This window comes from Veillonella sp. S13054-11 (genome assembly GCF_002959795.1).
Classification (GTDB): domain Bacteria; phylum Bacillota; class Negativicutes; order Veillonellales; family Veillonellaceae; genus Veillonella; species Veillonella parvula_E.
This window is the reverse complement of sequence record NZ_PPCY01000008.1, coordinates 68,378-87,611: the sequence shown is the minus strand read 5'-3', so window position 1 is coordinate 87,611 and position 19,234 is coordinate 68,378. Positions and strand designations below refer to the sequence as shown.

Below are 19,234 nucleotides of genomic sequence, written 5' to 3'. Positions count from 1 at the left end.
AAAAAGGGGGTGTTCCAATGGCATATATTGCGCTATATCGTAAGTATCGACCGCAGACATTTACCGATGTGGTCGGTCAGCATCAGGTGTCTGATACATTGATGCGCGCTATCCGTGAGGATAAGGTAGCTCACGCCTATTTATTTGCCGGTCCGCGGGGGACTGGTAAGACGAGCATGGCGAAGATTTTTGCGCGCGCTATCAACTGCGAGCATGGTCCAACGGATCACCCTTGTAACGAATGTAGTGCTTGTAAATCGATTTTGAGTGGACAGTCCATGGACGTTCTTGAAATCGACGCCGCATCCAATCGCGGTATCGATGAGGTTCGTGCTCTTCGTGAAAGCGTCAAATTTATGCCTGTTGAGGGGCGTAAAAAGGTGTTCATTATAGACGAAGCCCACATGCTCACTACAGAGGCGTGGAACGCGCTTTTAAAAACAATCGAAGAACCTCCTGCTCATGTGATGTTTATCTTTGCCACTACAGAAATTGAAAAATTGCCTGTTACTATCGTGTCTCGTTGTCAGCGGTACACTTTTAGACGCATTACATCTGATGATATCGCACAACGCTTATCTTACGTAGCAGAAAAAGAAGGCTTTAGCCTTGATTCTGCGGCAGCGCAGCTCATTGCTGTTCATGCAGATGGTGGCTTGCGTGATGCCTTGAGTATTTTAGACCAATGTGCAGGTATGGCAACGGGCTCTATTACACCGCAAGTGGTGGAAGAATTAATCGGTCTCGTAAGTAAGGAATGGATTATTCACTTCCTAGATGCTTTGCGTAACGGCGATGGTCCTAAAGTATTATCCTACGTTCACGATGCCTTGGCAGAAGGTCGCGATGCGACGCAAATTATGGAAGCCCTCATTCAACATGTGCGTGCCTTGCTCGTTGGTAAGGTGGCTCCTGATGCGGATGAGCTCAAGGTATACGATGCCTTTAAGGATGAGTTCCTAGCTCAGGCCAATAGCGTTGATTTCAATGAACTTAACCAATATGTGCGCAGTGCTCAATCCATCATGAATGATTCGAAACAAGTGGACAATCCAAGAACTATCATCGAAATGGGTCTACTCGTGCTTTGTGCTAAATTAGGCTCTGTTGATGAAAGCTTAGAAGACCGTATATATGCTCTAGAAAGTGCTGAGCGATCTGAACGAAATGATTTATTGAACCGCATGGCTCAATTGGAACAACGAGGCCCAGCGGCTCCTACACCAGCTTATGGTGCTAATGCATTTGGTCCACCTAGCGGCTATGCGAACAGCTTTGTTCCTGTAGATAATGCTGCTGTACAGAATACTTCCATGAGTAGTATTCAAGATACTGCTGTTGGCACTGTGCCACCTCCAAGCAGCGTAGGCATGACACCACCGCCTGCGAATGTGGGGATGACTCCACCACCGATGGGAGCACCAGGTAGTACACCTCCTCCGATGAATGGAGTGGGCATGGCTCCGCCACCATTGGGCGGCGTTGGCATGGCGCCACCACCGAATAATGGGGACCCAGTTTCCCGAAAAACCACAAGAAACCAAGCTAAGGGTCGTGCTAAAAAAGGAATTAGTACACAGGCCATCATTAGTGAACAAATCTTATCTGCTCAAGAGTATCGTAATGTACAATCCAATGTCATTAAATACTTGAAGGATAGTAATCGCAATATGACCTCTACCGTTATCGGTCAAGGTCAGCTAGTGTATGTAGACCAAAGCAAGGCGGTCATGGCCTTTAAAAATACATTACATCTCAATGTAATGACCAATGAAGTGAACTTGGCGGAAGCGGTTGATGCTTTCACCTATACACTGGGCTATGCAGTACACGTAGAAATCGTGGATGCCCTCACGCAAGTTTATAAAGACTATAAAAAGGCTGCTGGTAGCACCACACAACGCCAAGTAAAAGCACCCCAACGACCACAAGAACCGATGGTTGACGTAAAGACGACCTCTGGTGGGCAACCGACACAAATGGATTTAACCAATGATCCTCAAGAGAGTAAGCCTGATTCTGCAGCCGTGGACGCGGCTAAGGCTGCGGCGATGGCATTCTTAGCTAAGAAAACCGGCGGTGCCGTTGCAAATACGGTAGTTAGTGATAGTGCGAATACAACTACAATAGCTGCATCAGAAACTGCATTAGGAGCTGGCGTAGAAACAGAGCCAGCATCCGGTGGTGATGTGCCAATTACATCCTTTGATGGTAGTCCTGCGACACAGATGCCAGATGGTGAAATTCCTATTGAGTCTCTAGCAGGTTCTATAGAAGGGGATGATATTCCAGTTCATTCCTTTGATGATGTGCCTGTAGATGATATGGAGGATTCTTATGTATCATCCTTAGATGATATGCCGCCACATCCATTAGATAGTGTGACTGTTATCAGCGAGGATGGCGAAGTGTTAGAGCGCCCTATGGATAGCGGTGCGCATATTGAGGTTGAAGCTGTCCCAAAGTCTGATGGGGGTGAATCTCGTGAGGTAACCCCGCATCAAGGTGATGACAATGATATGCTTTCAGCAGCACCTATTGAAGTAGAGGCTATCGATAGTGTTACGGTGGCTCGAGAATACGCTTGGGATCCAGAGCATATGACAGAAGAGGAACGAAACAATCCTCTCTTGGCGGAAACGTTAGAAAAATTATCTGAAGACCATGACATCATAGTCGAGGTTATCGAAGAATAGATAAAAAAGTAATTGTTATATAATAACCTTTGGCTTTAGGGCTATTAGGTGACACATATGTTATAAATCTATGTCATATATTGTTAATGATGTGGACTTAGAATGTTAGTATAGGACGATGTCTTAAAAGGAGGAAATACAATGTTTGGTAAAGGTATGGGCAACATGGCTGGCATGATGAAAAAAGTTCAAAAGATGCAAGAAGACATGAAGAAAATGCAAGAAGAGTTAAAAACTCGTACTGTAGAAGCTTCCGTAGGTGGCGGTGCAGTAACCGTTGTGATGAACGGTGAAAAAATCATCGAATCTTTAAAATTGAATCCTACAGCTGTTGATCCTGAAGATGTAGAAATGTTAGAGGATCTAGTAATGGCTGCGGTAAACGAAGCTAGCAAAAAAGTAGACGACCTCTTGGCTCAAGAAATGGGCAAAGTGACTGGTGGTCTAAACTTGCCAACAGGTTTATTCTAAATGACAAACGCTTTAGAACGGCTCGTAGAACAGCTGCGCCGCTTGCCTGGCATCGGCTCCAAGTCGGCTAGACGCTTGGCTTATCATTTGGTAGAAATGCCGAAGGAAGAGGTAGACCGCCTTGTGGAAACTATCGTAGAAGCGAAGGGGGCTACAAGGCACTGTTCTATTTGCTTTAACTTATCAGCTCAAGATCCTTGCGAATTCTGTAGCAATCCAAATCGCGATCAAACGACGATTATGGTTGTTGAAACATCTCGCGATGTGATTGCTATCGAGCGCAGTGGTGATTATAAGGGCTTGTATCATGTATTGGAAGGCGCTTTATCCCCTATGGAGGGCATTGGTGCTGACGATATTCGCGTAAAAGAGTTGATTGCACGCCTTCGTGATGGTGTTGTACAAGAGGTTATCCTCGCGACAGACCCAGATGTCGAAGGGGAAGCAACAGCTCTGTATTTGGCGCGCTTATTAAGTCCAAGTGGCATCAAGGTAACGCGCATTGCCCGCGGTGTTCCTGTGGGCGGCGATATCGAATATGCCGATGAATTAACGCTAGGCGGTGCCGTAGTGAACCGTCAAGAAATGAAAGGATAATAGTATGGGAGCTTTATTAGCATCACCGATTATATCGGCGGTTATTTCCATTGCTGTAGCCTACATTGCTTTCAAAGTAGCATTTTTCACCATTAAACGGGTGGCTATGAATGTTGTGATTGGTGGGTTAACCTACTGGGTATGCGTTCATATACTTAATATTCCAATGGATATTGGGGTGGGTATTTGGGCATTAACAGCAATTTTAGGCCCTATTCCTATGGTCTTAGCTGCTATATATTACGGCATTAAATAACAGGAGGTTTTTATGCTTATCAATCGTGAACAACAACGCGTTATTGATGAAGTGGAACAGAATATCCTCTTGTTAGCGTCCGCTGGGACGGGAAAAACGAATACACTTGCTTATCGGGTGGCGCATCTCATCGAGGGTGGCTATGCGAAGGCGGAGAATATCTTGTGTATGACCTTTACGAACAAGGCCGCAAACGAGATGAAAGGCCGCATTCAATCGCTCGTGGGCAGTCCTGCAAAGGCTGTGGAGGTTAGTACATTCCACAGCTTTTGCTTTTTCATTCTCCAACAAGAGGGCAAGCGCAACGAAACCTTGTACACGGATGTGACCATCTTTGACGAAGAAGACTGCAAGGAACTCTCTGAACCGTACCGTCCTGGTAAATTGCGAGAAATGTCCTTTGCTAATGTTATCTCTATGGTGAAAGAATATCGTTCCTTATATGGCTTTTATTCTGATGATCTCGTAGGTGACTACAAGCGGACAATCGAACGCTTACAGAAGGAACAGCGCGAAGCTATTGAGCAGCTCTTCTCTAGCTTTGGTAATGTCCTCTACAGTGAACTCCATGATTTCTTGAACCATGGTCACGAATGGATTGCTGCGTATGATGAAAGCTTAGCTTCCGTGCACGGCCTAGATTTTACAGATCTCATCTGCGGTGTTCATCGCCTATTTCAAGACCCTGTAGTTCGTGAGCGCTGGCGCAGTCGTTACAGCTATATCTCTGTAGATGAAATGCAAGATACGGGCGTACTGGAGTACAAGGTTCTAGAAATGCTGTGGGAAGGTAATCATGTGCTACTATGTGGCGACTATTTCCAAACAATTTACGAATGGCGTGGCTCCGATCCGATCCGCTTGCTCAAGCAATTTGATGCGGATTTCAAGCCTTTGAAAATCATCTTTTATGAAAACTATCGTTCCAACTGGACGCTCTTTACGATGGCTTTCAAGACCTTACAAAATATGTTCCCTGACCTCGTAGGTTCAATCTACACTGAATTGCCTCGTGCCAATAGTGAAAGCAAGGGCAAGCCTGTTCTCATTAAAGGTTGTAAAAATAGCTACCTTGAGGGCCGATATATCTACGACGCTATCTGTGCATTACCGAAGGATGCTAATATCGGCGTTCTCGTGAGGGATAATAAAAAGGCACAGCAGCTAAGCGATTCTTTTGAACGTCTTAATGGCGAACGACCTGAAGAGGAACGCCGACACTTCATGATTATCGACGAGTTTAAATTCTTTAGACGTCAAGAAATTAAAGATGTTATGGCTTACTTCAAGTTGTTGATGAATCCTAATGATTCTGTCAGTGCGAAACGCATTATCAAGCGATATGTTACTGGTATTGGTGACGCTCGTATTGCTGCTATTGAAAGCCCAGAGACGAGCCAAGTAGGTTTAAAATTGACGGACTTCATGGATATGCCTATCTTTGAGGCGGAGCCTTATGCAAAGCTTGTCAGTGGCTTAGAGCAGCACGAAGTAGTTGTTTATGACGTGGAGAGCACCGGCACAGATACGTCTCAAGACCGCATCATTCAAATTGCAGCTATTCGCATCGATGAAAATGGACAGGTCTTAGAGGCCTTTGAACGCTTTATCAATCCTGGTGTACCTGTTGGTCAATCCGAAGAGGTACATGGCTTCTCCGATGCGTATTTACAAGAACACGGCGAAGAGCCAGCTATAGTGCTACAAGCCTTTAAGGAATTTTCTAAGAATGCTATTATTGTAGGTCATAATGTAAACTATGATGTGACCATCTTTACGAATGAATTGGCGCGTCATAACTTAGGCAATCCTGAGTTCAAGGCTATTTACGATACCCTCGATATCTACCGTCGTTTCTATCCTAATTTGCCAAATCATAAATTGGGCTTCCTAGCATCTAAGTTCCCTATACACCATGAGCCAACACATAATGCAATGGATGATATCTTGGCCACTGCACAGCTTTTAATTTATGCGGTGAAAGAAAAAATCGTACCGACCACAACGGGTCGCATGGTAGCTATTAATAAATATAAGGCAGCTTTCACGGATATCGCCTCTCAAATGGCGACCTTGCGTAGAAAAGCCTATACGGAGATGCCAACGAAATTATTGGCGTATATCATGAACCAAATGGGGGTTCTAGAATACTATAAATCTCATGGAGAAGCGGCAAAGGTAGAGCATATACGCGATTTGTATCGCATCATGGAAAAACTAGATGCGGCTTATGAAGGGCCTGCAGGTTTGGCTCGATTAAACCAAATCTTACAGATGGCGGCCCTTACGGCGGGTGAACCAGCACAACAGGTGAGAAACGAAGATCGCATTCCTATCATTACCATTCACCAAGCGAAGGGTAGCGAGTTTGACCATGTATTCTTGGCTGGGTTAAATGAAGGAACTTTCCCGAGTCCCTTTGCCATTGCAGAAGGTCGTGAAGACGAGGAAAAGCGTTTGTTCTATGTGGCCATCACGCGACCTAAACAAGAATTGACTATTACCTTTGAACAGACGAATATACGAGGTAGGGCGGTTCAACCAAGTTCGCTACTTAACTATATGCCACGAGATCCTGAACTCGTAGAAAGGAGATACTAATGGCGCGAAAAACACATCGCCCCGATGATATTCTGTGGACCGTGACAGCTGTAGATATAGAAGCTGTACTTAGTAAGAAAAATGCAAGACAAAAGCTAGTAGGTAATGGTCAAGATATATCAAGTAAAAATCGAGATATATCGAGTAGCAATCAAGACATATCAAGTCGTGATTCTGAGCATATTGGAGAAATACGCGATATTTCACTTGGTGAAGTGTTAGATACTAGATATCCTCGAAAGTCCTTAGTTAAGCTCTTTGAAGAGAAATTAATTCATATTAATGGTCATAAGGCTACGCCAAAGAATGCAATCTCTGAAGGCGACGAGATTTGGATTGCTATGGCCAAGGAAAAAATAGATCATGACCCTATTGAAATGGACTTACACATTCTATATGAAGATGATGATCTCCTTATTGTGGATAAGCCATGCGGTGTGACGGTAAACTCCAAAGATCAAGTATCTCTTGCCAATGGGGTGGCGCATTATTTTAAAGAACATGGTATCAAGCGAAAGGTACGTTTCTTGAACCGTCTCGACAGAGATACGACGGGCTGCATTGTCATTGCAAAAAGTGGTTTAGCACAAAGTATTTATCAACAGCAAATGGATGATAATATCTTTGAAAAGTGGTATATGGCGACTGTGGAAGGCATTGTAGAAGCCGATGAGGATTCTTTAGTATTCCCTATGGAACGCAGTGCTGATGGGATTCATTACGAAGTGAATTCTAAGGGAAAAGAGACACGTACAGATTTTTCCGTCCTATGTAGACATTCCTCGCAGGCTGTGGATAACTCTGTGAATAAGTCTAAAAGTTCTGTGGATATAGCAGCAAAAAATGTGGATATAAACCTGGGAGATGTTGATAAAAGTAGTCAAAATGTGGACAAAACTGTGTATAAGTCCAATAAATGTGGATATACAGAGGTTTTAGTTCGTTTGTACACAGGGAAAACACATCAAATTCGAGTAGCTTTCAGCCACATAGGTCACCCTCTTGTAGGAGATACCTTATACGGTGCACAACCTACGGAACAGCCATTCCAATTACGGGCTCAAAAGGTAGTATTCACACACATGCGCACAGGAGAGCGTATTACGGTTACGGCATAATCTGATCTGATTAACTTGTTACGTAATACAAAATACTAGTTTGTTAATAATAAGTTTGTACTATACATTGTGAAGTCACAATACATCAAATTTTCTAATTGAGAAATGAGAATTATTGATAACTCAGCAAAATCAATAACTTTAAAAATATTTTTCAAGAAAAATAATGACAAATGATAATCGATAAGCTATAATAGGAATATAAGTAAATCGATATAGTTCAATTTAAAAACTATAAATCAGAATGTAAGAGGTGTAGTATGATTTTACAGGATAATAGTGCAGCACGTAATCGGGGGATTACGCTTGCCAGTATAAAAGGTATTATAGGTAATGTCGTTCTCGTTATTTTTAAAATGATTGTGGGCCTTGCGTCTAATTCCATCGCCATCATCCTTGATGCGGTAAATAACTTAACAGACGTATTGTCTTCTGTATTAACTATTGTAGGCACGAAATTAGCTGCCAAAGGGGCTGATAAGGAGCATCCATTTGGCCACGGTCGTATAGAATATATGACTACCATGGCTATAGCTTTCATCATTCTCGGTGCAGGTATTGGATCCCTTAAGGAATCTGTGGAAAAAATTATCCATCCTGAGGTATCTACATTTGATATTCCAGGTCTTGTTATCATCGCTGTTGCCATCGTGGTGAAAGTAGTGATGGGTCGTTATATCAAGGCACAAGGTGAGAAATATAAATCCGATGCACTCGTAGCATCTGGTATAGATGCCCTTTTTGATGCAGTGATTACCTTTGCCACATTGGTATCTGCAGGCTTAGTTTTTTTCTTTAACTTTGATATTCAAGGTTATGTGGGCGCTGTTATTTCTGTTTTGATTTTAAAAGCAGCGTATGATATCTTACGTGAAATGTACAATCATTTGCTTGGTATTCGAGCAGATGATAATTTAATCCGTAATATTAAAGAAACAATCGCACAGCATCCGAATGTGGGTGGTGTATATGACTTGGTATTAAATAGCTATGGTCCGGGAGAAACAATTGGTTCCGTTCATATTTCTGTACCAGATTCTATGACAATGGCAGAAGTTCATCCTCTAACAAAGGGCATTGCGGTTCATCTTTATAAAAAGTTTGGCATCAATATGACCGTTGGTGTATATGCTGAAAATAAACCAAGTGTAGAAGTACTTGAAATTAGAAAAGCTCTTGATCAAGTTATTAGTTTATATACACATGTAGTACAAGTACATGCCTTCTACGTACAAGAAGAAAAGAAGGTTATCTACTACGATATTATCTTTGACTTTGACGAAGAAGATCCACATAGTACATTAGAAAAAATCAAGGCAGAAATGCAAAAACGTTACCCTGACTATACACAATTCGCTATTGTAGATACGGATTTTAGTAACTAATTTTATAAAATGTAATTTGTGTTGATAAATTCTCTAAGGAGAGATGGAATGAAAAAAATTGCTCTTACCTCATTAGCTGTAATGGCGGTTGTTGGCGTGTTTGCGATTCAGCCTGTAGATGCAAAAAAGGTAGAACAAGATCCAGTAATGACACCTATTGAAATGCCTATGAATGATGAAATTCAACAGGTTAATGGTGTATCTAAATCTACTAATCAAGAAACACGACGTTTGTCTAATAATTTAGCACAAGCTACAAAAGTGATGATTAAGAAGAATTGGAAGATTATTTATATTAAAGCAGTTCCTGCGGGGGATAAGGATGCTGTGCGCTTCTATTACAAAGATAATAGAGGGCAAGTATATAATGGTCAAGTCATTAGAAATACAGGCCTATCCAAGGGTAAATATATGGCAGGTTCTTTACGTCAAATAGAGGCATTGCAAGAATTAGTTCACCATTTGCAACAGAATGGTCAAGAAGTACCATCCTCTATTGATATCATCATTACTCAAGAAGGCTATCGCATTAAGACTATCTTTAATTACAATGAAAATATAGGTAATCTACCAGCGTATCAACAACAATATGAACAAGAAAACTTCCCGACTATGAAGTAATAGAAAAGCCCGTGCATGCACGGGCTTTTTGTTATTAGATTACGTAATCATCGGAATCATCTTTTTTAGGTTTTTTGTAAATTTCTTTTACACCAGCCATTTCGATGAGTTCTTCCCCAAGAGCATCCTCATCATCCGTATTGAGCATAGAGTAGAAGGCCCAAAGAATGATGAACCAAATTGGTGTAAACAAGAGAGCAATTCGCGTATCTTCGTTTAAGGCGAGAATTGCAAGAACGAAAACAAAGAAAGCTAGGATAATGTAATTCATTACAGGGTATAGAGGCATTTTGAATTTAGATTGTGCTGCTAGTTCAGGATTTTTCTTACGATATTTAAGGTGACAGATAATCATCATGGCCCAAATAAAGATGAAGCAGAATGTGGAGATTGATGTAATCATAACGAATACGGCTTCAGGCATTACATAATTGAGTACGACAGTAATCAATAATACGGCAGCTGAAAAAATCGTTGCTTGATATGGTACACTGCTGTGCGTCAAGCGCCGCATTGAGCTTGGTGCATGACCGCGTTTTGCCAAGGCATAAATCATACGGCCTGTACTGAAGATACCAGAGTTTGTAGCAGAGGCTGCAGAAGTAAGAACAACGAAGTTTACGATACCTGCGGCGGCTGTAATTCCAACGGCGGTAAATACAGCTACAAATGGACTTGCAGCAGGGTTAACGGCAGTCCAAGGGTAAATACTCATGATGATGGCTAAAGAGCCTACATAGAATAAAATAATACGCAATGGGATATTGTTTATGGCCATTGGAATAACCTTTTCAGGATCTTCTGTTTCGCCAGCCGTTAAACCTACGAGTTCTATGCCTGTGAAAGCAAATACAACCATTTGGAATGATAGGATAAAGCCCATCGTTCCGTTCGGGAACCATCCTCCGTAATTCCACATATTGCTAAAGGCGGCGACGCCAGCATCTGTGGTGAAACCAGTAACAATCATGATGATACCGATAATGATAAGAGAGATGATAGCGATTACCTTAATCAAGGCAAACCAGAATTCCATTTCGCCAAAATATTTTACCGCTGTTAAGTTCATTAACAGCAAGGCGACTAGAACAAGTAAGGCTGGTATCCATTGAGGAAGCCACGGTATCCAGTATTGCATGTAGAGGCCTACGGCTGTTAAATCTGCCATGGCTAGTGAAAGCCAGCAGAACCAGTATGTCCATCCTGTGATAAAGGCTGCTCGATCCCCTAAGTAATCTTCTACAAAGTCGATAAAAGAGTGGTGATTTAGGTTAGATAACAATAACTCGCCTAGTGCTCTCATAATAAAGAAGCACATAACGCCTGTTATTAGATAGGCGAATATGATGGATGGACCCGCCAAGTGAATGGCGCGACCAGAGCCTAAGAATAGGCCTGTACCAATAGCACCGCCGATGGCGAGCAGCTGTACATGCCGGTTCTTAAGACCCCGTTTTAACTGATGCGTATCAGACATAATAAAGACCTCTTTTCTACAAACTATCTATAAATATAAAGGCTATGGATTACCATAGCTTTAACAATCTATAGAATCTTTAAAACTATTTTTTTATAATACAGTATCTATCCTAAAAAGTCAAATGTATTTTTGCAGTAGACAAAAGGTCTGATGATTTTCTGATGAGAGTATACCCTTATATTGATAAACTCATAGAATATCTTTTTTATGAAGTTAATTGACGAATAATATAAAATAATTTATAATAAGTACACTTATAATAAAGCACTCATAAAAAAGGAGGATATAAAATGGAATTTAGTTTTAGTTTGAACATAAAAGCGCCAAAAGAAGCTGTGTGGGCGTACTATGCGAATATCGAAAAATGGTATGACTGGGAAGAGGATCTAAAAAATATTACATTAAACGGTAAATTTGAGACTGGTTCATGTGGTACAATGGAGCTTGAAGGCATGCCACTTATGGAATATCAGCTTACTCTTGTAAAATCTTTTGAAGAGTTTTGGGATAAGACTGAAACTCCATTTGGAGCTATACTTTTCGGACATCAAATAATTGATAATCATGACGGAAGTGTAAATGTAAAACACACTGTAAGCTTAGAAAGTGAAGATAAGCAACATTTAGAATTTTTAAGTCAAGTTTTTTCAGATGTTCCCCAATCTATATTTATTCTAAAAAACTGTTTAGAAAGATAAGGTGATTGCTGTTTGTTTACATCAAAATATAAAGACAATTCAGAAAAATCAACAGGATTATTGTTCATGAGGGTGTACAATAAATGGCATTTTACTATAAAACAAGCGTTAAAAGAGTTGAACTTAACACATCCTCAATTTGTTGTTTTAGCATCTCTTGCGTATCTATCACAAAATGATAACGAAGTTACTCAAGTTATGATTTCAAAACTTTCAGGGATAGATGTTATGACGGTATCTCAAATATTGAGTTTATTGGAAAAACGTGGTTTTGTAGAGCGAAAAGAACACTCTAGAGATACACGTGCGAAAGCGGTTCTTTTAAATGAAAAGGGCAGTGAAATATTACAAAAAGCAGTTCCATTAGTTGAACAAATTGATGAAGTTTTTTTCGGAAAGCTGAATAGTGATGAGGCTCAATTTAAACATCTTCTTGGCAGATTACATGAAGCGTAAGGTATATCAATTTTCCGATTCTTGTGGAGGCTATTATGAGACGTCAAGATCGTATGGTTACAAATATAGATGAAATTAAAGGTATTTTAAATAGCACTCGCATCATTCACTTAGGGATGATGGATGGTGATTACCCTTACGTGGTACCTTTGCATTTCGGCTATGAATTTATAGATGATGTACTTCATATTTTTGTGCATGGACATCATGAGGGGAAGAAGTTTAGTTTGATGCAAGCGAATCCCCATGTATTTATCGAAATTGACGGTGATGATGAGGCTCTCGTTTCAGGTGGAGATATTCCTTGTAAATATAGTTCAGTCTATTCCAGTGTAATGGGACGAGGAGAGGCTGCTTATTTAGAGAATATTGATGAAAAAGTTCATGGTTTACAAGTGTTGATGAAGCATCAGACTGGTCGAGAATTTACCTTTACCGATGCTATGGTAAACTCTGTGGGCGTAGTTCAAATTAAAGTTGTAGACTATACTGCAAAGAGACGACGACAACTTGAACAAGATATTATTATGCCTCCATTAACTAAATAATGACAAAACATCCTATTGAACTCTATTGTAATATAGCGTTTAGTAGGATGTTTTATTATGTATAACTAGTTAGCATTAAAGCAGCTAATGGCTCATAACTATACTTTCACAATAGGAAAGATAAAAGTTTTATGAAGTAGCTAGGGCAACAGAATCGGTGGCATGTTTTTGATATAAATAAGAAAATATATCATTATATGTGTAAAGTATATATCAAGTTTTTATAAAAGGAGAGATCATGAAGAAGCTTCTAGTTAAGTCCGTTTTATCTGCTATGGCTGTAGGATTATTGTGTGCAGGATATGTTTCAGCTGATGTTGTTAATGATTCAATATCTACCGATAATGTTGGCGTTTCCGCTACCATTACAAATGATATGCCTAGAGTTCATCCTGATTCAGCAATCAAAGCATTACCAAGAAAGACTTTATTAGAGTGGCCTATGAAAACTCAAGAAGGAGCTCGTAATTGGAAAGGAATAGTAGGAGCTGCACAGCAACTGCCGTATGAGGTCAAGGCGCCTAGCTATATACCTTATGGTTATCAGCTCTATACAGCGCGTCAAGATCAAAATGATGTATTAGAGGTTGTATATTATAAAAAAGGTGTGACTATCTATCGGGATGGGAAAAAATATATAGATAGTATTATGGCATATAGAATGGGATATTCCTTGGATACCGTAAGAGATACACCATATGTTCCATCTGAGTACGGCGATCTCGAATGGTCTAAATCAGGTGATTCTGGTGATGTTTATTTTACAGGTAATCCTGAAACACATATGGTTCGCAGCATTTCGTGGACGAAGGATGGTATGGCTTATTCTCTATTCTTCTTAGAACGGATGAAAGAGGCTGATGCGGAATTCTATAAAGAGCATGTAGTACCGTTGAAGAGTATTGATAGCTCTCGTTATGAACTAGTTGGTAACTATCCGACAACACCGATTAAACCTAAAACTATTGAAGAAATGAAACAGGAACATGTAGTGCCTATGAAAGCATAGACTGGTGTGATTTATTAATGGTACGTAATACTCTTGAAAGTCAGTGATCTGAGTTAAAAAATGTAATAGATAAATGATTACTTCGGTAATATATACTTATAAATATCTAAATTTAGAGAGAGCAGAAATTATGAGATTGAAAACAACAAAATCATTATTAGCAATGGGAATACTAGCTGCTGTGTTAAGTAGCTTTGGAGTACAATCAGCTAGTGCGTTATCCCCTTTAGTGGATGAAAATGGAAATACTGTTACCACTGACACAGTGGAAAAGAATAAAGAGCTAGTGAATCGCTATCGGTGGTATGATCAAATTGATAATGGTGATATAGTACTGCTTAATGTTGACGCCAGTACAAATTATTTTGGATATGATTTACAGATTCCATCTTATATGCCTGAAGACTATGCAGTACGCGATGTAAAGTCAAGAGATCATGACGTATTAGAAATCGTGTATACGGAAACGGGCCATAATGGAGAATATGGTCAGAAATTAACCTTCTCTAATACAGATATTGTGTATCGTATGGGGTGGGCTATCGATACCGTAGTAAAGCCTATATTGGAAAAGACAAAATACAATGCTGATGATGTCGTTAGCTTTACTACCCCTAATGGAATCTCTGTACATACGTTAGGCTCTAGCAACGATTCTGTTCAAATTGCTTATTGGGAAAAAGATAACAAAGTTTATATGCTCTACTTTGCTTCCTCAAGAAACCAAAACTATGTAAGCAAAATTGTAGATTCAGTAGGGTCGTTAAGTAATGTGGCTTCTGATGATACTAGATTACGTGGTGACCGAAATGATAAGCAAAATGTTAAAGGCAATAATGCGCAAAGTTTTAAACAAAATGGAGAACAAGATAGACCTTATTTTGAATCTATTGGGCTGCCATTGCGTACACATACGAATTCTGAGTGGCCTATACTTACGAGTAAATCCATCGGCTTACCTAGCGGTGTAATTGATGCATCTCGTAAGCTGTCCTATAACGTATCTGTACCAAGTTACTTGCCTCTTGGCTATACATACTATGCTACACATTTTTATGATAATGATGTATTAGAAACTGTATATTGGAAGGAAGGTCAAGAATATCAAGAACGCAGCGGCCGTTGGGTAAATCATGTTATGGCCTTCCGCATGAGTTACTCTAAGGATACTGTATGGCCTAAAGAATATGTTCCAACGGAATACCATGACGTACAGTGGATTGACTCTACGCCAACCGGTGATGTGCAGTATACAGGTAATGTAGATAAGAGCTTAGTTCGCAGTATTACGTGGAGCAAAGATAACATGTCATATTTCTTGTTCTTCCAAGTGCCTGTGAAAGCATCTGAAGCAGAGTTTTATAAAGATCATGTAGTACCATTAAATGATATTGATCCAAGTCGTACAGACTTAATCGGTGTAAAAACAATTCGTTAATAAGAAACAGTAATAAGAAACTATAACTATAGCATCATAATTTGGTGAGGCTATACGATATTAGTATTTACTATAAAATAACACATAATAAAAAGAACCTATCTCCTAGATATTAGAGTAATATCTTTGGAGATAGGTTCTTTTAGTGTATGTAATTTACATATATTTTGCTTTTAGGTATTAGTGATTTTATAGCTATCGAATATAAAGTAGCTTTCACTAATAGCATCATTATGGGTATATGTTAATTAGAAGAATACGTAACGGATGATAACGAGAACCGCCAATACGTACATAATCCAGTTAACTTCTTTTGCACGGCCTGCAATGATTTTGAGTAGAGGGTATGCAATAAGACCTGCAGAGATACCGTTAGCGATGCTGTATGTGAACGGCATTAATACGATAACGAGGAATGCAGGGAAGCCTTCTGTCCAATCATCGAAGTCGATGTTGCGAATGGCACCTAACATGAGGGCACCTACGATGATAAGAACAGGAGATGTGGCTGCATTTGGAACCAAGGATACCAATGGAGCCAAGAATAAGCAAATTAGGAAAAGTACGCCTGTTGTGACAGCTGTTAAACCTGTACGGCCGCCAGCCCCTACACCTGCCGCACTTTCAACGAAAGCCGTAATTGTAGAAGTACCGAGTAATGCACCGGCACTAACACCGATAGCATCTACGGTCATGGCTTTACCAAGACCCGGGAATTTACCAGATTTAGGATCTGCGATTTTCGCCTCTGTAGCGGTACCAATCAAAGTGCCCATAGAGTCGAATAATTCTACAAATGTGAAGGAGAAAATAATCGTAATTAAGCCCATGTGAAGAGCACCAGGAATATCTAATTGCAAGAATGCTGCTTTGGAGAAATCAGGAACGGCCAATACGGTGAAGTTCTCAGGCATTGTGGAAAGGCCTGTCGCATAGGAGATGATTGTTGTTACTAAAACGCCGATCAAGAGGGAACCTTGAATTTTGCGAGCCATCAATAAAGCTGTAAAGATGAGGCTGAATAGTGCTAACAATGTTTCACCACTGTGCAAATTACCAAGCGTTAAGAGTGCCTCAGATGCTGGAGGGACTAAATTACCATGTGTTTGTACAACCTGACCTAAGGAGTTTGGAGACAAACTAATGGAGATGGCCATCAAGCCGGATAACTTCAAACCGATGATAGAAATGAAGAGACCGATACCAACGGTAATGGCAATTTTCATGGAGGTAGGAATGCCTTCAACAATCATTTGTCGCACCGACGTAAGTGTTAATACGAGGAATACGAGACCTGAAATGAATACCGCACCTAATGCTGTTTGCCAAGATACGCCCATACCGAGAACTACAGTAAAGGAGTAAAATGCCAAGAGGCCAACTCCTGGAGCGAGAGCAATTGGGTAGTTTACGAATAAACCCATAGCAATCGTCACAAGACCTCCACCTAAGGCTGTGGCAATGAGGACCGCATCCTTATCCATACCTGCAAGACTAAGAATGTTTGGCGCCAAGAATAGGATGTACGCCATCGTGATAAACGTAGTGATACCTGCTAAAATTTCTGTTTTAACGGTTGTGCCACGCTCACTGAGTTGAAATAATTTATCTAACATTAGATAAAATCCTCCCTATATGAAATTAAAATCATACCTAAATAAAGATATTTCGATATATGTATAGTGTATCATATTTCCCACCATTTTTTGTATGAATTTGTGATATACTATTAATATATTATGAATGATATAGAGGTTAACTTATGAAAATATCTACAAAAGGGCGTTATGCCTTACGGATATTGGCGGATATTGCAGAACATGGAGTAGAAAAAAATGTACCAATTCGTGAGATTGCAGAACGCCAAGGATTTTCCGATAAATATTTAGAGGGGATTGTATCTCGATTATCCTCCGCGGGCCTTGTTAAAAGTGGACGTGGTAAATATGGAGGATATCGTTTGGTGAAATCTCCGGCTGAATACAATGTATATGAAATTTTATATGCCGCAGAGGACTCCATTGCTCTCGTGTCTTGTTTAGAAGATGATGTAGAACCGTGTCCTATGTTTAATGACTGCTTGACAGCTCCATTGTGGCAGTATTTACAAGATGAGTTCCGACATGTTATGGAACATGTTTCCTTGCAAGATGTAATGGATCACAAATTTCCTACGGAATAATTGATAGTCCGAAAACTTTAGTTTGAATAATCTTTGAGGATTACTACATTGTATACCTATATTTTAGGTATTTTTTATGGAAAGAGTCGCGTTTCGTATGCGGCTCTTCTTTATATATGAAATTAAAATGTAATAACATTTTATGAATAGTAACATAGATTGAAATCTAAGTAGGACTGTAATTTAAATGGAACTGTAATTAAAAGTGATTTATGTGTATATTAGTTTATCTAAACAATTTTATGTGGAAGGGAGGGTACTATGAGTACAAGTGTATATGATGCTCGCGGTGGCATGCGCAATGTATGGATTATTACGGCTAGTATGACCGTGCTAGCCATATGTTACACAATGATAATTCCTTTTCTGCCTATATATCTGTTGGAACTCGGTGTTCCTAAGGCTGATGTGGCACTTTGGTCAGGTCTTGTCTTTGGTATTACCTTCCTTATTGCTGGTATTATGGCGCCTATATGGGGCAAAATTGCAGATAATAAAGGGAAAAAGCGGATGGCTTTGCGCGCTGGTTTTGCCATTGCTGTCAGTTATGTCCTCATCGGTATGGTAACGGATCAGTACCAATTGTTGATGGGGCGTGCCTTGGTAGGTTTTGCCAACGGTTTCTATCCTGCGGCGATGACCATGGTTTCCCTGAGCGTTGATGAGAAACATGTGGGCCGTGCCCTCGGCATATTCCAAACAGGTCTGATTTTAGGCAATGTCATCGGCCCATTTTTAGGTGGTGCCGTTGAAAGTGTCGTAGGTATGCGCCCTGTATTTTATATTTCTGGTATAGCTGTATTCATTGCTACTTTGGCGGTATTGTTTCTTGTAAAAGAACCAAAACTAGAAGTTGAAAATACAACTTCTAAGGAGCAGTCCAAACAGCCGGTAAAAGCTACATCCTTGCGAGAGGATTTTAAGTCGGTTCAAGAACAACCTGTATTAGTAAGACTTTTATGGATTTACTTCTTTATGCAATGTGTCATCATGATGCTACAGCCTATTTTGGCGCTTTATGTAGGTGATATGCAAGGCACCATGGAAGGGGCAGCCATCATTTCAGGTACAATCCTCAGTATCGGTGGTTTAGCCGGTTCCTTAACGACCAATATATGGGTGCGCCTCGGTGAGCGTCGTGGGTACTTTAGAACCATTTCCTACTGTATGCTTGGTAGTGGTGTTGTTCTCTTACTTCAAAGCTTACCAGTAGGTATCTGGTGGTTTGGTGTACTACAAGTGTTAATTGGCTCTTGTATTGTAGGGATCAACCCATCTTTGAGTGCAGCTGTAACACTTAATACAGAACCAGGCTTTAGAGGTCGCATGTTTGGTATGACGACGACGGCTCAACAATTTGGTTCCATGGTGGGTCCAGTGTTTGCAAGTATTGTATCTACCTATATTGGGATATCCTATGTATTTAGCATTACAGGTTTGCTATTACTCTATATGGGATTCCAATCACGGAAACTATCCGTACAACATGATAAATATAGTGTGTGAATTAGAGTCTAACAAGCTCCTTACTAATATATTGGTAAGGAGCTTTTACTTTTTTAGGCTATTTTTATAATACGAAACTTTCAAGTACAGATTGTTTATTGGTAAGAGGTCTTAATCTAGGGTATAAGAAAAAGTAATGTTAATCGTTAATCTAAGAATACTGTTTTAGTGC

The 19,234-nt window shown here is 40.2% G+C and carries 17 protein-coding genes; 15 read left to right on the top strand and 2 right to left on the bottom strand.

Features of this window, described 5'->3' with window-relative positions; translation table 11 throughout:
• The first annotated feature begins 17 nt into the window (after positions 1–17).
• The 8 genes from dnaX (at position 18) to VPHSUH08_RS08050 (ending at position 9,745) form a co-directional block, all read left to right on the top strand.
• On the top strand, positions 18–2,696 hold the full coding sequence (gene dnaX / locus VPHSUH08_RS08085) for a DNA polymerase III subunit gamma/tau (RefSeq protein WP_105087176.1): 2,679 nt from the start codon (positions 18–20) through the stop codon (positions 2,694–2,696).
• 141 nt (positions 2,697–2,837) lie between these two features.
• Complete coding sequence (locus tag VPHSUH08_RS08080) at positions 2,838–3,167, top strand: YbaB/EbfC family nucleoid-associated protein (RefSeq protein WP_004694913.1); 330 nt, start codon at positions 2,838–2,840, stop codon at positions 3,165–3,167.
• Positions 3,168–3,764 (top strand): recombination mediator RecR, encoded by a 597-nt coding sequence (recR, locus tag VPHSUH08_RS08075; RefSeq protein ID WP_004694915.1) that lies wholly within the window; start codon positions 3,168–3,170, stop codon positions 3,762–3,764.
• Positions 3,765–3,768: 4 nt separating this feature from the next.
• Complete coding sequence (locus tag VPHSUH08_RS08070) at positions 3,769–4,020, top strand: hypothetical protein (RefSeq protein ID WP_004694917.1); 252 nt, start codon at positions 3,769–3,771, stop codon at positions 4,018–4,020.
• Positions 4,021–4,032: 12 nt separating this feature from the next.
• Entirely contained in the window at positions 4,033–6,621 is a 2,589-nt protein-coding gene (locus tag VPHSUH08_RS08065; protein ID WP_105087175.1) for a 3'-5' exonuclease, read from the top strand.
• Entirely contained in the window at positions 6,621–7,739 is a 1,119-nt protein-coding gene (locus VPHSUH08_RS08060; RefSeq protein WP_105087174.1) for an RluA family pseudouridine synthase, read from the top strand. The genes VPHSUH08_RS08065 and VPHSUH08_RS08060 overlap by 1 nt, the downstream gene beginning before the upstream one ends.
• A 260-nt stretch (positions 7,740–7,999) precedes the next feature.
• On the top strand, positions 8,000–9,124 hold the full coding sequence (locus VPHSUH08_RS08055) for a cation diffusion facilitator family transporter (protein WP_105087173.1): 1,125 nt from the start codon (positions 8,000–8,002) through the stop codon (positions 9,122–9,124).
• A 48-nt stretch (positions 9,125–9,172) separates the two neighbouring features.
• Entirely contained in the window at positions 9,173–9,745 is a 573-nt protein-coding gene (locus VPHSUH08_RS08050; protein ID WP_105087172.1) for an immunity protein YezG family protein, read from the top strand.
• Between the two features lie 34 nt (positions 9,746–9,779).
• On the opposite strand, the gene VPHSUH08_RS08045 is transcribed toward VPHSUH08_RS08050, so the two are convergent.
• Positions 9,780–11,222 carry an amino acid permease gene (locus VPHSUH08_RS08045; RefSeq protein WP_105087171.1) on the bottom strand — a complete coding sequence of 481 codons (1,443 nt, stop codon included), beginning with the start codon at positions 11,220–11,222 and terminating at the stop codon, positions 9,780–9,782.
• 293 nt (positions 11,223–11,515) lie between these two features.
• Here VPHSUH08_RS08045 and VPHSUH08_RS08040 point away from each other — a divergent pair, with 293 nt between their 5' ends.
• The 5 genes from VPHSUH08_RS08040 (at position 11,516) to VPHSUH08_RS08020 (ending at position 15,374) form a co-directional block, all read left to right on the top strand.
• Complete coding sequence (locus VPHSUH08_RS08040; RefSeq protein WP_105087170.1) at positions 11,516–11,923, top strand: polyketide cyclase; 408 nt, start codon at positions 11,516–11,518, stop codon at positions 11,921–11,923.
• Between the two features lie 12 nt (positions 11,924–11,935).
• Positions 11,936–12,379: a MarR family winged helix-turn-helix transcriptional regulator gene (locus tag VPHSUH08_RS08035; RefSeq protein WP_105087169.1), complete on the top strand. Its 444-nt coding sequence runs from the start codon at positions 11,936–11,938 to the stop codon at positions 12,377–12,379.
• Between the two features lie 35 nt (positions 12,380–12,414).
• Positions 12,415–12,927, top strand: a complete 513-nt coding sequence (locus VPHSUH08_RS08030; RefSeq protein ID WP_058948139.1) for a pyridoxamine 5'-phosphate oxidase family protein — start codon at positions 12,415–12,417, stop codon at positions 12,925–12,927.
• 238 nt (positions 12,928–13,165) lie between these two features.
• Positions 13,166–13,936, top strand: a complete 771-nt coding sequence (locus VPHSUH08_RS08025) for a hypothetical protein (RefSeq protein WP_105087168.1) — start codon at positions 13,166–13,168, stop codon at positions 13,934–13,936.
• A gap of 130 nt (positions 13,937–14,066) precedes the next feature.
• A complete protein-coding gene (locus tag VPHSUH08_RS08020; protein WP_105087167.1) occupies positions 14,067–15,374 on the top strand; it encodes a hypothetical protein in 1,308 nt (435 codons plus the stop codon).
• Positions 15,375–15,622: 248 nt separating this feature from the next.
• Here VPHSUH08_RS08020 and VPHSUH08_RS08015 read toward each other — a convergent pair whose 3' ends face one another.
• Positions 15,623–16,990 carry an NCS2 family permease gene (locus VPHSUH08_RS08015; RefSeq protein WP_101928511.1) on the bottom strand — a complete coding sequence of 456 codons (1,368 nt, stop codon included), beginning with the start codon at positions 16,988–16,990 and terminating at the stop codon, positions 15,623–15,625.
• A 146-nt stretch (positions 16,991–17,136) separates the two neighbouring features.
• Between VPHSUH08_RS08015 and VPHSUH08_RS08010 the strand changes: the two genes are divergently transcribed.
• Positions 17,137–17,556, top strand: coding sequence for an Rrf2 family transcriptional regulator (locus VPHSUH08_RS08010; RefSeq protein ID WP_004694942.1), 420 nt, complete (start codon positions 17,137–17,139; stop codon positions 17,554–17,556).
• 261 nt (positions 17,557–17,817) lie between these two features.
• On the top strand, positions 17,818–19,062 hold the full coding sequence (locus VPHSUH08_RS08005; protein ID WP_105087166.1) for an MFS transporter: 1,245 nt from the start codon (positions 17,818–17,820) through the stop codon (positions 19,060–19,062).
• Positions 19,063–19,234 lie beyond the last annotated feature (172 nt).

What these genes read in the sequence shown, in the direction of transcription:
- dnaX (WP_105087176.1), top strand. Translation starts at nt 18, where the DNA reads ATGGCATATATTGCGCTATATCGTAAGTATCGACCGCAGACATTTACC.
- VPHSUH08_RS08080 (WP_004694913.1), top strand. Translation starts at nt 2,838, where the DNA reads ATGTTTGGTAAAGGTATGGGCAACATGGCTGGCATGATGAAAAAAGTT.
- recR (WP_004694915.1), top strand. Translation starts at nt 3,168, where the DNA reads ATGACAAACGCTTTAGAACGGCTCGTAGAACAGCTGCGCCGCTTGCCT.
- VPHSUH08_RS08070 (WP_004694917.1), top strand. Translation starts at nt 3,769, where the DNA reads ATGGGAGCTTTATTAGCATCACCGATTATATCGGCGGTTATTTCCATT.
- VPHSUH08_RS08065 (WP_105087175.1), top strand. Translation starts at nt 4,033, where the DNA reads ATGCTTATCAATCGTGAACAACAACGCGTTATTGATGAAGTGGAACAG.
- VPHSUH08_RS08060 (WP_105087174.1), top strand. Translation starts at nt 6,621, where the DNA reads ATGGCGCGAAAAACACATCGCCCCGATGATATTCTGTGGACCGTGACA.
- VPHSUH08_RS08055 (WP_105087173.1), top strand. Translation starts at nt 8,000, where the DNA reads ATGATTTTACAGGATAATAGTGCAGCACGTAATCGGGGGATTACGCTT.
- VPHSUH08_RS08050 (WP_105087172.1), top strand. Translation starts at nt 9,173, where the DNA reads ATGAAAAAAATTGCTCTTACCTCATTAGCTGTAATGGCGGTTGTTGGC.
- VPHSUH08_RS08045 (WP_105087171.1), bottom strand. Translation starts at nt 11,222, where the DNA reads ATGTCTGATACGCATCAGTTAAAACGGGGTCTTAAGAACCGGCATGTA.
- VPHSUH08_RS08040 (WP_105087170.1), top strand. Translation starts at nt 11,516, where the DNA reads ATGGAATTTAGTTTTAGTTTGAACATAAAAGCGCCAAAAGAAGCTGTG.
- VPHSUH08_RS08030 (WP_058948139.1), top strand. Translation starts at nt 12,415, where the DNA reads ATGAGACGTCAAGATCGTATGGTTACAAATATAGATGAAATTAAAGGT.
- VPHSUH08_RS08025 (WP_105087168.1), top strand. Translation starts at nt 13,166, where the DNA reads ATGAAGAAGCTTCTAGTTAAGTCCGTTTTATCTGCTATGGCTGTAGGA.
- VPHSUH08_RS08020 (WP_105087167.1), top strand. Translation starts at nt 14,067, where the DNA reads ATGAGATTGAAAACAACAAAATCATTATTAGCAATGGGAATACTAGCT.
- VPHSUH08_RS08015 (WP_101928511.1), bottom strand. Translation starts at nt 16,990, where the DNA reads ATGTTAGATAAATTATTTCAACTCAGTGAGCGTGGCACAACCGTTAAA.
- VPHSUH08_RS08010 (WP_004694942.1), top strand. Translation starts at nt 17,137, where the DNA reads ATGAAAATATCTACAAAAGGGCGTTATGCCTTACGGATATTGGCGGAT.
- VPHSUH08_RS08005 (WP_105087166.1), top strand. Translation starts at nt 17,818, where the DNA reads ATGAGTACAAGTGTATATGATGCTCGCGGTGGCATGCGCAATGTATGG.